We start from the raw sequence: 13,208 nt of genomic DNA on the forward strand, positions 1-13,208 counted from the left end.
CTTGCGCTCCAGTCACAGGCAGGAGCCATCCCCGCACGACCTTGCGCTGACTTGGCGGGGCTCTAGGTCCCACTGTCTCACCTCTCTAGCGGCCTCGGCACACGCGTTGTAGTATCGCATCGCTCTAGTCATAGGCAGTTAACATGGAGGCTACGGTGAAGATCGTCATCCGAGCGAACGTGGGGGCTGCCGCTCTCCTGGCCTGCTCCTCTGCCGTCGCCTGTGGCGCTGTCGGCTACCGGGTTGGGGGCCTCCAGCTCGCCGCCGTCCTGCTCTTCATCGCGGTGATCGGGATGGCTGCGGCGCACAAGGCCGGAAGCACAGGCTGATCTCACATCGGTAAGCGACTCGCTAGCTGCAAGCGTTCCGCCAGGTGCGGTTAAGCCCGATCTCGACCGGAACCGGCCGGGATCGGGCAACTCCGGAACGTGAGCGGCCGGGAGTGTCAGAGTCGACTCCTATGCTCCAGCCAACCCGACGGCAGTCCACGCCCCAGCAGTGGGCATGGCGGCAAGGAACGTGATGGCGCGTTTCGACTTGATAGACGAGGGCTGGCTGCCCCTGCGTTGCAAGAACGGCGGCACAGTCATCGAGGCCGGCATCGCTGAGGCGCTGCTCGACTCGCACGAGTTCACCGACCTGGTGGTTGAACTACCGACCCAGGTTCCGGCACTCCTGCGTCAGGTCCTCCTCCCGATCGTGATGGACGCGTTGGGCGCGCCGGCGGATCGGGCGGAATGGAAGCGACGGTTTGCCGCCGGACAGTTCAGCCAGGCCGAAGTCGGTCGGCTTCGCGGCTATTTGGACGAGCACCGGGCGCGGTTCGACCTGTTCAGCTCTTCTGTTCCCTTTGCCCAGGTCGCCGGGCTGGAGGCGACGAACGGGGAGACCAAGGGCTCGGGACTGATCGTGCCGACCGAGGCGACAGGCAACAATGTGCCGCTGTTCGCGTCCCGCACCGAGGGCGACGTACTGCCGTTGACGCCGGCGCAGGCGGCCCGGTGGCTTCTACATGCGCACTGCTGGGATACCGCGGCCATCAAGCCCGGGGCCAAGGGCGACGAAGCGCACGTCAAGGCCGGGAAGACCACGGGGAACCCCACCGGCCCGCTCGGGCAGTTGGGGCTGCTCCTGCCAATGGGCCGGACACTGTACGAGACGCTGCTCCTCAACATGCCGATCGGTACCCGGGCTCAAGCCGGATCACCGCAGTGGCGTGCCGTCGAACCCGCCCAGGCAAACTGGGAGATCCGCATCCCCAACGGGCTGCTCGACCTCTGGACGTGGCAGTCCCGTCGGATACGCCTGATTCCAGAACCGGGTCCGGAAGGCGACCGGGTCGTCCGGATCGTGCTGGCCGCCGGCGACCGGATGCGGACGATCCCCGAATGGGAACCGCACACCGCCTGGGCGTTCAAGAAATCGGCAGAGAAGGCGTCAGCCGCGGACCGGCGGCCACGGCGTCACACCAGCGGCAAAGCGATCTGGCGAGGGCTGGAAGCACTACTAGCCCTGGAACGCACGGATGCCTCGGCCGGAGGGTCGGTCGAAACCAGCACGCTACTCGTGCAGGTGGGCGGTCTGGAGGCGGAGGGAATCCTCCCGGACGAGTACCCGCTCCGGTTGAGCGCATACGGCATCGTCTACGGAAACCAGTCCGCGGTCATCGAGGACGTCTACCACGACGACATTCCGTTGCCCGTGGCCGGCTTGCGTAGGGACGCGGACACCTACGGACTTCTACTCGGCATGGTGCAGCAGGCCGAGGATCTTGCTCGGGCCGTCAACCACCTCTCAGGTGATCTACGCCGAGCCGCCGGGCTGGCTCCGATCCCGTGGGACAAAGCGCAGCGTCCTGGGGAGCAGGTGCTGCACGCCCTAGACCCGGTGGTGCGCCGCGTCCTGGCCAGAATCCAAACCGAGCAGGACTGGGGCGTCATTCAGCAGGGGCTGCTCGCCTGGGAGATAACCGCCTATCGAGCCGCTCGGGAGACAGCCGAGCCACTGTTCGCGGCCGTCCCCGAGAGCGTATTCACCGGCCGCCAACTCCGCCGCGGTTCAGGGGACGGGGCATCGACCTCGACGTACTCCCTGGGCACCGCCGAGTACAACTTCCGGGCGCAACTCAACAAGATCCTTCCTGCCGCTGCCGACGCACGGCGAGAGCAGGCGATGTCTACGTCCACCGACCGCGCCGACACCGTCGACACGGCCACCTGAGCGGGAGGTCTGGCATGGCACAGCGTTATTGGAACAAGTACGTCGCACCTGACGGCGCCTGGCGGGACAAACGCAGGCCCCCTGGTGAGGACCTGGCGGTCATGCGCACCGGCCTTGGCCGCGAGGCGGGCACGGTCCCGGCCCTATGCCGGTACTACACCTGCGAGATCGACGACTGGGCCGCACGGCGAGGCGAAGTGTCGGTCGAGCAGGCGGCCGAGCATGCCGCACTGGCCCTGTTCGGATTGCATCAACAGTCCAAGACCCGGCCCATGCACCGTCCCGGTGTCCCGCTCGGGAAGGCGCTGCGCAAGCTGCGGGAGGACGGCAAGTTCAGCCAGCAGGCCGTGGACGCCCGTGTGGACGCTGCAGCTACCGCCACCAATGTCACGGCGCTGCTGATGCGACTGCGGAGCCTGATCGACCAGCTCCGCACCATCAACCAGCCGCTCGACTACGACCAGCTGATGAAGCTCATCCACGACTGGCATTCCACTGACGGCAGGCAGCGCGCACGCCGCAAGTGGGCCGTCGACTATCAGATCTGGATCGACGCGTCAGACCAGGCGGAGAACGGCGTGGCGAGCACCCCGCAATCTGCCCGGGCCGACGCACCGGCCGATTCCTGACAAGACATCTCGGGGGCCGAGGCGTCTTGTCCCCACCAATGCTGTTGGAGAGACCATGAACAAGCGCCAGTACGTCGACTTCCACATCCTGCAGACCGTCCCGCCCGCGAATCTCAACCGCGACGACCAGGGGAATCCCAAGGAGGCATACTTCGGCGGCAAGCGGAGGTCCCGTGTCTCCTCGCAGGCGTGGAAGCGAGCCACCCGCATGACCTTCGCCGAGCACCTCCCCCCGGCCAAGCACGCCACCCGCACCAAGCGGATCGCCGGTCAGCTCGCCAAGCGGATCGAGGACCGCACCGAACTAGACGCCGAACAGGCGGCGCGAATCGCCGGAGCCGTCCTCGAACCGCTCGGGATCAAGGCCGGCAAGAAGGCAGGAGACACCGCCTACCTGCTGTTCTTCGGCTACCAGCAGCTCGACGACATCACCGGCCTGATCGCCGGGCGCGCAGAGGAGCTGTCGGCCCTTGATGACGACGCGCTCAAGAAGGCCGCACAAGACCTCGCGGTCAAAGAGAAGCTGCAGAGCGGCCACCCCATGGAAGTCGCGCTCTTCGGCCGCATGGTCGCCGACATCCCGGCCCTGAACGTCGACGCCGCTGTCCAGGTCGCGCACGCCCTCTCCACTCACGAAGTGGTCTTGGAGTCGGACTACTACACGGCCGTCGACGACGAGAGCCAGAAGGTCGATGAGACCGGTGCCGGGATGATCGGCTACGTCGGATACAACTCCGCCACCCTCTACCGGTACGCAACCGTCGGCCTGCACCAGCTCGTCGAGAACCTGGGCGGCACCGACGCCGCGCTGGAGGCCACCAGCAGGTTCGCCGAGGCGTTCGCCCGCTCCATGCCGACCGGGCACATCAACTCCTTCGCCCACCGCACCCTGCCCAGCCTGGTCGCCGTGGTGGTGCGCGACGACCAGCCCGTCAACCTCGTCTCAGCGTTCGAGCGCCCCGTGCCAGACGCCCGTGGGATCGCCGCCACCTCGGCCGTCCGGCTCGCATCCGAGTTCATCCTGTCCTGCCGCCAATGGGGCAGCACCCCGGTTCATGCAGCGGTATGCCACACATTTACGGCCGAGAACGGTGATATCGCCCAGCTCACCGAGGCGTTCGGCGCCAACCAGACCTTTCCTGAACTGCTGACCGGCCTTGAGAACGTCCTTGTCCGAACCTGGAAGCAGGCGTGATGCCCAGAACCCACCCCGGCACCACGGTTCTAGCCCTGCGCCTGGCCGGCCCCCTGCAATCGTGGGGCGACCACAGTGTCTTCAACCGCCGTGAAACACGCCCGGAACCCACCAAGTCCGGCGTCCTCGGCCTTCTGGCAGCTGCTGCCGGACGCCCTCGCGAGCATGCGCTGGACGACCTGATTGCGCTGCGTCTGGGCGTCCGGGTCGACCAGCCCGGCACCATCTTGCGCGACTACCACACCGTTAGCGACCATCGAGGGCGCCCGCTCCCTCAGTCCGGGGTCACCACCAAGGGTGCCCAGAAGCCCACGTCCCCGGCCAAGTACACCCATGTCACACAGCGCTTCTACCTGCAAGACGCCGTCTTCGTTGCTGCCGTCACTGGTGACAAGGCCCTCATCGATTCCCTGGCCCAGGCGGTCACCAACCCCGCGTTCCCATTGGCACTCGGCCGTCGCGCCTGCGTCCCCACCCAGCCGCTCTCTCTCGGCCTGCACCACGGCGATCTCGAGGAGGTGCTGACCACGCTGCCCTGGCAGGTGTCGCAGTATGCCCGGGGCAAACACGCGAGCCGCTACGGGAACCCGTCCCACATTCGGCTGCCCGTCACCCTCGAGGCCGACGACGGCGACGATATCCAGCATGACGTGCCGCTGTCGTTCGACCCGCGCGGCCGCCAGTTCACTAGCCGCCGCGTCCGGCACGACTGGGTATCGGTCTCCACCGGCTTCCCCGCCTCTTCCTCCGCAGACGGCGGCGGCCACGATCCCTTCGCCCTGCTGGGCTGGTGAAATGCGATGACCTACCTCTCCCGCATCCGGATCAACCCCCTGCGCGCCGAAAGCCGCAAGCTCCTCGCCAGCCCACGCGCCATGCACGCCTCCGTCGTCGGCGGGATCCCGACACCGCCTGACGCCGAACGGGCCCTGTGGCGGTTGGATACCGACAACCCTCACCGGCCCATGCTGTTCGTCCTCAGCGCATCCCGTCCCGACTGGACCCACCTGGTCGAGACCGCAGGCTGGCCCGACGCCGAGGGCGAGCACGCGTCCGTCCGCGACTACAAGCCGCTGCTCGCCCAACTCGCACTCGGCCGCGAGTTCCATTTCCGCGTCACCGCACACCCCGTACAGAACACCTTCAAACCGATAAAGCCCACGCCAGCTCAACGCGAACGCACCGCCCGCGGTGACCGGCGTGCCCACCGCGTCCCCCACCGCACTGCCGCCGCACAACTCGGCTGGTTCCTGGAACGCACCGCCAAGTGGGGCTTCAACATCCCCGAAGCCCGCACTGATCTCGCGGCGCCCGGGCTCGACGATCAGCCACCCCGACCGGCTCCCGACATCCGGATCATCGCCCGCGACCGCCAGTCTTTCACCAAGAACGGCCGCGGCGCCCCCATCACCCTCTACACCGCAACCTTCGAGGGCAGACTCCGCATCACCGACACCGACCAGCTCATCCAAGCACTGCTAGCAGGTATCGGCCCAAGCAAGGCATACGGCTGCGGACTCCTCACCCTTGCGCCTCTTACCCCAACCGGATGAGCCGTGCCTGACATCTGGTGGAAAGCCCACCCACACGACCTGCACCGCCTCCAAGACCGCGTCTCCAGCGTCTACGTCGAACGCAGCCACGTCGACCGCGACGAGAACGCCGTCGTGGTCATCAACAAACGCGAAACCGTCCGCATCCCCGCAGCCCTGGTCGCCGTCCTGCTGCTCGGCCCCGGCACTCGCATTACCCACGGCGCCGTCAACCTGCTCGGCGACTCCGGCACCGCCATCTGCTGGGTCGGCCAGCAAGGCGTCCGCCTCTACGCGACCGGACTCGGCCCCGCCCGCGGTGCCGGCCTTCTCCAGCGGCAGGCCTATCTGGTCACTAGACCCAAAGAACGCCTCAATGTCGCCCGCGCCATGTACGCCATGCGCTTCCCCGGAGAGGACGTCTCCACCGCGACCATGCAACAACTCCGCGGACGGGAAGGCACCCGCATCCGCAAGCTCTACCAAACCCACGCCCACCGCACCGGTGTCACTTGGAGCCGCCGCGAGTACAAAGCCGGCGACGCACACGCCGCCGGCGACGACCTCAACCGGCTGCTCTCAGCCGCCAACGCCGCCCTCTACGGCATCTGCCACGCCGTCATCGTCGGCCTCGGCGCCAGCCCCGGACTCGGCTTCGTCCACACCGGATCGGCGATCTCCTTCGTCTTGGACATCGCCGACCTCTACAAGGCCGACTACACGATCCCCCTCGCCTTCGAGTTGGCAGCCCAAGGACTCACCGATGAACGCGATGCCCGAACCGGCCTCCGCGACCTCATCGCCGAAAAGCGCCTCCTGGGACGCATCGTCCACGACGTCAAAACGCTCCTCGCCCCCGACGAAGCCGCCCGGATCCCCATCGACGAAGACATCAACCAACTCTGGGACGAACACGCCGGAGCGGTCTCCGGTGGCGTGAACTGGTCAGGAAGCGAAGACCTCATCCAACCCGGTATGGGCGACCAGCACGTGGCCATCATCGGCCCCGAATTCGAACCACCCACCAACGGCGCCACCACATGACAACCGTCATCGTCCTCATCGCCGCCCCCGAAGGACTCCGCGGCCACCTCACCCGCTGGATGGTCGAAGTCCACGCCGGAGTATTCGTCGGCAACCCCAGCCGCCGCATCCGCGACCGCATCTGGGAGCTACTCGCCACCCGCATCGGCGACGGCCAAGCCATCCTCGTCGAACCAGCCACCAACGAACAAGGCTGGTCCGTCCGCACGGCAGGCAAGGACCGCTGGAAACCCGTCGACTTCGACGGCCTCATCCTCTCCGCCCGCCGCCGAAACCAACTAAACGAAAACCCGCCCACCCCGAGATAACACTGCAGGTCAACAAGTGTCGGCCCCGCGCCCGCGGGGATGGTTCGTAGCGCGGGACGACCGGACACAGGACCAGGTCGTCGGCCCCGCGCCCGCGGGGATGGTTCTGTGGCATAGGTGGCATGAGTGGCCCGCCGCAGGTCGGCCCCGCGCCCGCGGGGATGGTTCTGGCTGTTGGGAACGAGGGGGGCCGGGCTGTCCGTCGGCCCCGCGCCCGCGGGGATGGTTCGTACACGGGCGCCGACCTGTCCTCCCTCACCTCGTCGGCCCCGCGCCCGCGGGGATGGTTCGCCGTCGCCGGACAAGCCGCGCGACGCGGGGGGGTCGGCCCCGCGCCCGCGGGGATGGTTCCTTCACCGGCGTCGTCCCGAACGTCACCTACGAGTCGGCCCCGCGCCCGCGGGGATGGTTCCGTCCGGGACATGGCGCGGGTGCCGGTCGGCGTGTCGGCCCCGCGCCCGCGGGGATGGTTCCCGATCGGCTCACCGGGACGGTGGGCCGGCCAGGTCGGCCCCGCGCCCGCGGGGATGGTTCCTCGGTCAGGGCAGGAAGCACTTTCCCGCCCACGTCGGCCCCGCGCCTGCGGGGATGGTTCCGCCACGACGTGCGAGCGCGGGACGGTGAGCGCGGGACGGTGAGCGCGTCGGCCCCGCGCCCGCGGGGATGGTTCGGCCAAGGGCGGGGAGAAGGCACTCGACAACCCGTCGGCCCCGCGCCCGTGGGGATGGTTCTCCACGATCAGCGTGTAGCAGGTGGCGTGCTGGGTCGGCCCCGCGCCCGCGGGGATGGTTCCAGGTCTGCGCGGAAGAACGACGTCGCGATCCGGTCGGCCCCGCGCCCGCGGGGATGGTTCCGTCACCGCGACCAGGGCGTCCCAGCGCCATTCGTCGGCCCCGCGCCCGCGGGGATGGTTCTCGACCGGACCGTCTGCGTCTTCGGACCCTCCGGTCGGCCCCGCGCCTGCGGGGATGGTTCGGCGGGGTGTCAGACGCAGTTGATGCCCACCGCCACATAGACCGGGCGATTGGCCACGTTGCCCTCACGGATCTTCACATAGAGCGCATCGATCGGCACCACCGGATACACCGCATCCAGCGGCCGCTCCAGCTCGGCCATCACCTTGTCGGTAACCCGCGAGATCAGATCCCGGGAGCCCTCGACGTGGTAGATCTCGGCCAAGTGCGCTCGGATCTCCCGGCGGTCAGGCCCTTGGCATACAGCGACACGATCAGCCTCGTCGAACCCCTCGACCCGGTGGGCGTGCTTGGGCACGATCTGCGGCTCGAACTCACCAGCGCGGTTCCGCGGCACCTGGATCTATACCGGCCCGACCTCGGTCGACACCGTCTTGGCCGAGCTGCCATTGTGGTGATTGCCCGTCGGCTCTGCCGGGCGTTCTCCCCGGTCACAGCCCAGATGCTCGGCCATCTCAGCCTCCAGCGCCGTCTTGGTGACCCCAGCCAAAAGCCCGTCCGGCCCGACCAGCGACACCCCCTCGACCCTGGCCTTCTCGATCAACTCAGCGGCCAACTGGACCTCCAGCCCACCGCTCTCGCGTGATCTTCCCGGCCGGGGCAATAGCCCCACCCTTCCGGATAACCCCCCCACGATCTTCACTACAGTCCCGGACGCCGACTGCTGGTGGCGCCTGCACTACGTACGCTGGGCGTGTGATCCGGTGTGTGGTGTTCGATGTGGGCGAGACGCTGGTGGACGACACTCGCGAGTGGCGGGGGTGGGCGGACTGGTTGGGGGTTTCGCTGCACACGATGTCGGCGCTTGTGGGTGCGGTGACGGCGCAGGGGCGGGACAACGCTGATGCGCTGCGGTTGGTGAGGCCTGGGCTGGACGTCGTTGAGGCGCGCCGGGCTCGTGTTGCTGCTGGACATGCTCTGGAGTTGGTTGAGACTGATCTCTATCCGGATGTCCGGTCGGTTTTGGAGGAGCTTCGGCGACTCGGGCTCTGGGTCGGTATTGCGGGGAATCAGACGGCACGTGTCGGAGCTCGACTGCGTGAGCTTGAACTTCATGCGGACGAGATTGCTACGTCGGAGGAGTGGGGCGTGGCGAAGCCGGATTCGGGGTTTTTCGGGCGGTTGATCGAGTGGGCTCCGGGGGAGCCGGACGACATCGTCTACGTGGGTGACCACCCCGCCAACGATGTGGTGCCAGCGCGGGCGGCTGGGCTGCGGACGGCGTTGGTGCGGCGGGGGCCATGGGGCCATCTGTGGGCGGACGAGTTCCGTGGTATCGCGGACTGGGTTGTGGATGGCCTGGCTGAGCTTCCAAGGTTGTTGACTTCGTCCTGAAGGCCGCGCTCGTCGGCCGTCTCGGCTACCTTGCCGACACGATGGATCGTCGGAGAGCGCTAATGAGGCCGGAGAACTCGGTCGGCGACCGTATCGCCGCTTCCCGTACGGCGCGGCGGCTTACACAGCGCCAACTGGCCGCGGCGGCGCATGTGTCGTTGAGCCTGCTACGGAAGGTCGAGCAGGGTGAGCGTCCGGTGACCGATCGGACGCTGACCGCGATTGCTGAAGCGCTTGGTACGGAGCCGGAGGTCTTGGCGGGCCAGAGGCGCTCGACCGACAGCCGGGTACACGCGGCGGTACCAGATCTCCGGAGGGCGATCAACGCCTATGACCTTCCCGAGGATGGACCTGTCCGGCCGTTGACGCACTTGCGGCGGGCCGCTGGCGAGGCGACTCGGTGGCGGTTATCGTCGCAGTACACACGGCTAGCGGAATCGTTGCCCGCGCTGCTGGGAGAGCTGACGCGTTGTCGGCTCGCCGAGGACGTTGACCAGCGGGTGGCCGCAGCAGGGCTTCTGGTTTCGGCGTACCGGGCGGCTGACGCTGTTGCCTACAAGTACGGGTACTACGACCTATCGGCTCGGTTGGTAGAGCTGATGCGGGCATCCGCCGAGGCAGTGGAGGACCCGGCACTGCTCGCGACGGCCGCCTACGTGCGGACCGAGGTGTTCTTCGCCAGCGACAACCTTGCTCCAGGACTTCGACTGCTGGAGAAGGCACTGGACGACGCACCGACTCCGAACAGTTCGGAGTTGCGGGCAGCCGTGGGCGCTCTGCACATGCGAGCTGCGGTGGTCGCCGCCCGGATGACCAAGGACTTGGCGGCGGCAGACGAGCACTTCCAGGATGCTCGTCGGCTCGCGGAGGCTGTGCCCGAGGGTGTCTACAACGGGACCGCGTTCGGCCCGGTGTCTCTGCATGTGCACGAGGTCGCGCTCTCGGTGGAGCGCGGTGATGCGGCGCGTGCTGTGGAGATCGCCGGAGGCGGGGCTGGGCTGTCAAGCTCCTTGGAGAGGGTGCCGGAGGAACGGCGGTCCCACTACTACATCGACGTGGCGCGGGCGCAGTTGTGGCTGGGACGGCGGGACGAGGCGTTCCGGTCGTTGCAGGCGGCCAGGCGCATCGCTCCTCAGCACACTCGTGAGCATCCTTACGTGCGGGATGTGCTGGTGAGGCTGCTGCGCCTCCATGCTTCGCCACCGCACGCGCTGGTGGTGTTCGCGGAGTGGGCGCGCGCGATCTAGCCGGCCCCAACCGGGGTGCCACGAGATGTGGCAATCGTGCCTCTCGCGAATGGCGAACATCATCGCCATGTCCGCATCGAGTCTGCGGCGCGTGGACGCCGTCAAGTCCGAGCTGGAGAAGGCCTTTCCGCCGTGGCGGATTCTTGTGACCGATCAGGGCCGTTGGTGGGCCCTGCGCGGACCGATGCCTCCAGAGCGGATCAACGACGTGGACACGGTCGAGGCCGACACCGCTGAGCAACTGCGCGGCAGACTCGAGGAGTTGGCGGCGGTGGTCTCGTGAGCACGCTCCTAGAGCCTCGGCTCGGCGTCGTGGCGCCAGCGGTCATGTACGACGTGTTCCGCGGCGGCCTGCGCCCGACAGCGGAGCCGGGGCTGATATGACCGCCTCGCGTGCGTACGTCGCATCCCCGCAGATCGACACCGCCGCGCCCCATTCGGCCAGGATCTGGGACTACTGGCTGGGCGGCAAGGACAACTATGAGGTGGACCGAGCTGTTGGCGACGCTTACCGGAAGGTCTTCCCAGGCATCGTCGACATCGCTCGTGCCCAGAGGCTTTTCCTCTGCCGTGTCGTGCGGTTCTTGGCCGGCGAGATGGGCGTGCGTCAGTTCCTGGACATCGGCACCGGCTTGCCCGCCTCCGACAACACTCACGAAGTAGCCCAGCGGCTCGCCCCGGATGCGCGGGTGGTCTATGTAGACAACGACCCGCTCGTCCTGGCCCATGGACGCGCCCTCCTGACCTCGATGCCGGAGGGGGCCACCGACTTCATCGACGCCGACGTCTGCGCCCCGGACGTCATCGTGGAACAGGCAGCGGCCACACTGCTGGACCTGCAGCGGCCGGTCGCGGTCCTGATGCTGGGCATCTTGGGACACATCGGCGATGACGAGGCCCACCGGCTGGTGCAGCGGGCGATGGCACCGCTAGTGCCCGGTTCCTATCTGGCCGTCTGCGACGGCATCGTGACCAGTGCCGCGCGGGCACAGGCGCACGGCCTCTACAACGAGTCTGGTGCCGCCCCTTACACACTGCGCACCTCCGACCAGATCGCCAGGTTCCTGGATGGGCTGGAGTTGGTCGACCCCGGCGAGCACGGCACCGGCATGGTAGCCCCGCACCTTTGGCGCCCGGAGCTCGCCTTCGTCGAGCGCGTGATCGACGTAGAGGCCCGCGCCGGAGTCGGAAGGAAAGTCCGGTGACCGGTGACGTGGACTTCCGTGCCCAGGCCAGCAACAGCCAGGCGCCCTCGGCACCGTCTGAGCAGGCGCGCAAGCATGCCCTCGAACTGGCCGATCGCCTCACCTTGCGGGGGTTGCGCGCTTCGATGGCACCACTCATGGGGAGCCCCGCGGGCGCGATGACGGTCGCCGTGCAGCGTGTGGACGTCCATCCGTACGTGGGCCGGCTGGTGGTGCTGCTGCCCGGCCCCGGCGGTTCCGGCGAGTTGTACTGGCATTGGCAGCGACCCTTCTCCAGTCATCCGCAGGTGGGGGCTCGCTGGTTCCAGCCGTTCAGCCCCGCTGACGCCTACGACGAAACGGCGGATCGGATCGCCGCGGTGATCGCAGCTGATCTGCGTGCCCGTGCCCGTCTGCTGCACGCGTCGGCCGCGCGGGTGGATGCGGCGGAGGAACCTGACGGCGAGGTTCTGGTCTACGTCGGGCATCGCGTGCACGCGCTGGTGAGCCGGATGCTGGAGCGCCTCAAGGCTATCGAGAACGATCTGGAGGATCCCAATCTCCTCGCGGATCTGTACGGGATCGATCACCTGGCGACCCAGTTGCGCCGCGCCGCCGCGCGGTCGGCGGTGCTGGGAGGCAGGACCGCACGGCGCGCCTCCGCGCCGTTGCCGATCTCGACGGTGCTACGTCAGGCGATGGCGGAGGTTGAGGCGTTCCAGCGGGTGCGGTTGGCGCTGCCCGATGACGATGTGGAGATCCCCGGGTACGCGGGTCCAGATGTGATTCACATCCTGGCGGAGCTGGTGGAGAACGCCACCCGGTTCTCTAGTGCCACGGTACGGATGACGACGGTCCAGACGCCGGCTGGCATGGGCGTGGAGGTCCGCGACGAGGGCGAGCTGGCGCTGTCGCCCGAGCGACTTGCTGGACTGCGTCGGATTCTGGAAGCACCGTTCCAGGTCAGCCTGCGTGAGCAGGTCCGGCAAGGGCAGGTCGGTCTTCTGGTCGCGGCCCGGCTGGCCACCCGGCACGGCATCCGGATCGAACTGCGTCCGCAGTCGCCCGGAATGCAAGCACTGGTGCTCCTACCTCACACCCTGCTGACCTCCTCAACCCGCGCCGGAACGCTGCCGCGGGTGTCCCTCCGGCACCGCATCCCCGCCCCGACCAACCCTCCGGCATCCCTGCCAACGCGCCCGCCACCGACCGACCCGGCCCCGTCCGGGGCCGCCAAGCAGGCGTCACCGGCGAGGGAGCGTCCTGTGCCATCCGCCCAGCCAGCGACGCCGAATGGCCGCCCCCCACTTCCGCGACGTCGCAAGAACCGCCCCGCTTCGGGTGCTCTGCCACCGCCTTCCACCGACCCCACTCCGGCGCCGGAAGCTGTGCAGCCTCCATCACCGGAGCTGATGGCGCGCTTCGCCACAGGGGTTCGGCGCGGCCAGGGCGAGCAGCAGCATCGCCACCTCCAACAGCCGGAGATCGGCTGATTCCCCTCCCGGGACATCGGTCGCCTCACACCTACGGAGAGATTCGC

General features: G+C 68.1%; 13 protein-coding genes, 1 pseudogene and 1 CRISPR repeat array. Of the genes and pseudogenes, 13 read left to right on the top strand and 1 reads right to left on the bottom strand.

Annotation, left to right across the window (positions count from 1 at the left end; translation table 11 throughout):
• Positions 1 to 155 precede the first annotated feature (155 nt).
• From ACQP1N_RS04205 to cas2e, 8 genes are all read left to right on the top strand, one after another.
• A complete protein-coding gene (locus tag ACQP1N_RS04205; RefSeq protein ID WP_433229207.1) occupies positions 156 to 329 on the top strand; it encodes a hypothetical protein in 174 nt (57 codons plus the stop codon).
• Positions 330 to 522: 193 nt separating this feature from the next.
• Positions 523 to 2,220, top strand: coding sequence for a type I-E CRISPR-associated protein Cse1/CasA (casA, locus tag ACQP1N_RS04210; RefSeq protein WP_433229208.1), 1,698 nt, complete (start codon positions 523 to 525; stop codon positions 2,218 to 2,220).
• Between the two features lie 14 nt (positions 2,221 to 2,234).
• A complete protein-coding gene (casB, locus tag ACQP1N_RS04215) occupies positions 2,235 to 2,849 on the top strand; it encodes a type I-E CRISPR-associated protein Cse2/CasB (protein WP_433229209.1) in 615 nt (204 codons plus the stop codon).
• 55 nt (positions 2,850 to 2,904) lie between these two features.
• Positions 2,905 to 4,044, top strand: coding sequence for a type I-E CRISPR-associated protein Cas7/Cse4/CasC (cas7e, locus tag ACQP1N_RS04220; RefSeq protein WP_433229210.1), 1,140 nt, complete (start codon positions 2,905 to 2,907; stop codon positions 4,042 to 4,044).
• Positions 4,044 to 4,838 (top strand): type I-E CRISPR-associated protein Cas5/CasD, encoded by a 795-nt coding sequence (cas5e, locus tag ACQP1N_RS04225; protein ID WP_433229212.1) that lies wholly within the window; start codon positions 4,044 to 4,046, stop codon positions 4,836 to 4,838. The genes cas7e and cas5e overlap by 1 nt, the downstream gene beginning before the upstream one ends.
• A 6-nt stretch (positions 4,839 to 4,844) precedes the next feature.
• Positions 4,845 to 5,597, top strand: a complete 753-nt coding sequence (gene cas6e, locus ACQP1N_RS04230; RefSeq protein ID WP_433229214.1) for a type I-E CRISPR-associated protein Cas6/Cse3/CasE — start codon at positions 4,845 to 4,847, stop codon at positions 5,595 to 5,597.
• Between the two features lie 3 nt (positions 5,598 to 5,600).
• The gene (cas1e, locus tag ACQP1N_RS04235) at positions 5,601 to 6,620 is read left to right on the top strand and encodes a type I-E CRISPR-associated endonuclease Cas1e (RefSeq protein WP_433229215.1); all 1,020 of its coding nucleotides are present in this window, start codon (positions 5,601 to 5,603) and stop codon (positions 6,618 to 6,620) included.
• A complete protein-coding gene (gene cas2e, locus ACQP1N_RS04240; protein WP_433229217.1) occupies positions 6,617 to 6,928 on the top strand; it encodes a type I-E CRISPR-associated endoribonuclease Cas2e in 312 nt (103 codons plus the stop codon). The genes cas1e and cas2e overlap by 4 nt, the downstream gene beginning before the upstream one ends.
• A gap of 18 nt (positions 6,929 to 6,946) precedes the next feature.
• Positions 6,947 to 7,903: a CRISPR direct-repeat array (repeat unit 28 nt; unit sequence GTCGGCCCCGCGCCCGCGGGGATGGTTC).
• Positions 7,904 to 7,912: 9 nt separating this feature from the next.
• On the opposite strand, the pseudogene ACQP1N_RS04245 reads toward cas2e, so the two are convergent.
• Positions 7,913 to 8,356: pseudogene (locus ACQP1N_RS04245) on the bottom strand (transposase).
• 254 nt (positions 8,357 to 8,610) lie between these two features.
• On the opposite strand from ACQP1N_RS04245, the gene ACQP1N_RS04250 reads away from it, so the two are divergent.
• The 5 genes from ACQP1N_RS04250 to ACQP1N_RS04270 all read left to right on the top strand — a co-directional run bounded on the left by ACQP1N_RS04250 (position 8,611) and on the right by ACQP1N_RS04270 (position 13,161).
• Positions 8,611 to 9,237: an HAD family hydrolase gene (locus tag ACQP1N_RS04250; RefSeq protein WP_433229219.1), complete on the top strand. Its 627-nt coding sequence runs from the start codon at positions 8,611 to 8,613 to the stop codon at positions 9,235 to 9,237.
• Between the two features lie 62 nt (positions 9,238 to 9,299).
• The gene (locus tag ACQP1N_RS04255) at positions 9,300 to 10,484 is read left to right on the top strand and encodes a helix-turn-helix domain-containing protein (protein ID WP_433229221.1); all 1,185 of its coding nucleotides are present in this window, start codon (positions 9,300 to 9,302) and stop codon (positions 10,482 to 10,484) included.
• Positions 10,485 to 10,533: 49 nt separating this feature from the next.
• Positions 10,534 to 10,767: a hypothetical protein gene (locus ACQP1N_RS04260; protein ID WP_433229223.1), complete on the top strand. Its 234-nt coding sequence runs from the start codon at positions 10,534 to 10,536 to the stop codon at positions 10,765 to 10,767.
• A gap of 97 nt (positions 10,768 to 10,864) precedes the next feature.
• Positions 10,865 to 11,689 (top strand): SAM-dependent methyltransferase, encoded by an 825-nt coding sequence (locus ACQP1N_RS04265; protein ID WP_433229225.1) that lies wholly within the window; start codon positions 10,865 to 10,867, stop codon positions 11,687 to 11,689.
• Positions 11,686 to 13,161: an ATP-binding protein gene (locus ACQP1N_RS04270; RefSeq protein WP_433229227.1), complete on the top strand. Its 1,476-nt coding sequence runs from the start codon at positions 11,686 to 11,688 to the stop codon at positions 13,159 to 13,161. Before ACQP1N_RS04265 ends, ACQP1N_RS04270 begins: the two co-directional genes overlap by 4 nt.
• Positions 13,162 to 13,208 lie beyond the last annotated feature (47 nt).

It is taken from the genome of Actinomadura formosensis (assembly GCF_050948385.1).
Taxonomy (GTDB): domain Bacteria; phylum Actinomycetota; class Actinomycetes; order Streptosporangiales; family Streptosporangiaceae; genus Spirillospora; species Spirillospora formosensis.

What these genes read in the sequence shown, in the direction of transcription:
- casA (WP_433229208.1), top strand. Translation starts at nt 523, where the DNA reads ATGGCGCGTTTCGACTTGATAGACGAGGGCTGGCTGCCCCTGCGTTGC.
- ACQP1N_RS04255 (WP_433229221.1), top strand. Translation starts at nt 9,300, where the DNA reads ATGAGGCCGGAGAACTCGGTCGGCGACCGTATCGCCGCTTCCCGTACG.
- cas7e (WP_433229210.1), top strand. Translation starts at nt 2,905, where the DNA reads ATGAACAAGCGCCAGTACGTCGACTTCCACATCCTGCAGACCGTCCCG.
- cas2e (WP_433229217.1), top strand. Translation starts at nt 6,617, where the DNA reads ATGACAACCGTCATCGTCCTCATCGCCGCCCCCGAAGGACTCCGCGGC.
- cas5e (WP_433229212.1), top strand. Translation starts at nt 4,044, where the DNA reads ATGCCCAGAACCCACCCCGGCACCACGGTTCTAGCCCTGCGCCTGGCC.
- ACQP1N_RS04260 (WP_433229223.1), top strand. Translation starts at nt 10,534, where the DNA reads ATGGCGAACATCATCGCCATGTCCGCATCGAGTCTGCGGCGCGTGGAC.
- casB (WP_433229209.1), top strand. Translation starts at nt 2,235, where the DNA reads ATGGCACAGCGTTATTGGAACAAGTACGTCGCACCTGACGGCGCCTGG.
- cas6e (WP_433229214.1), top strand. Translation starts at nt 4,845, where the DNA reads ATGACCTACCTCTCCCGCATCCGGATCAACCCCCTGCGCGCCGAAAGC.
- ACQP1N_RS04265 (WP_433229225.1), top strand. Translation starts at nt 10,865, where the DNA reads ATGACCGCCTCGCGTGCGTACGTCGCATCCCCGCAGATCGACACCGCC.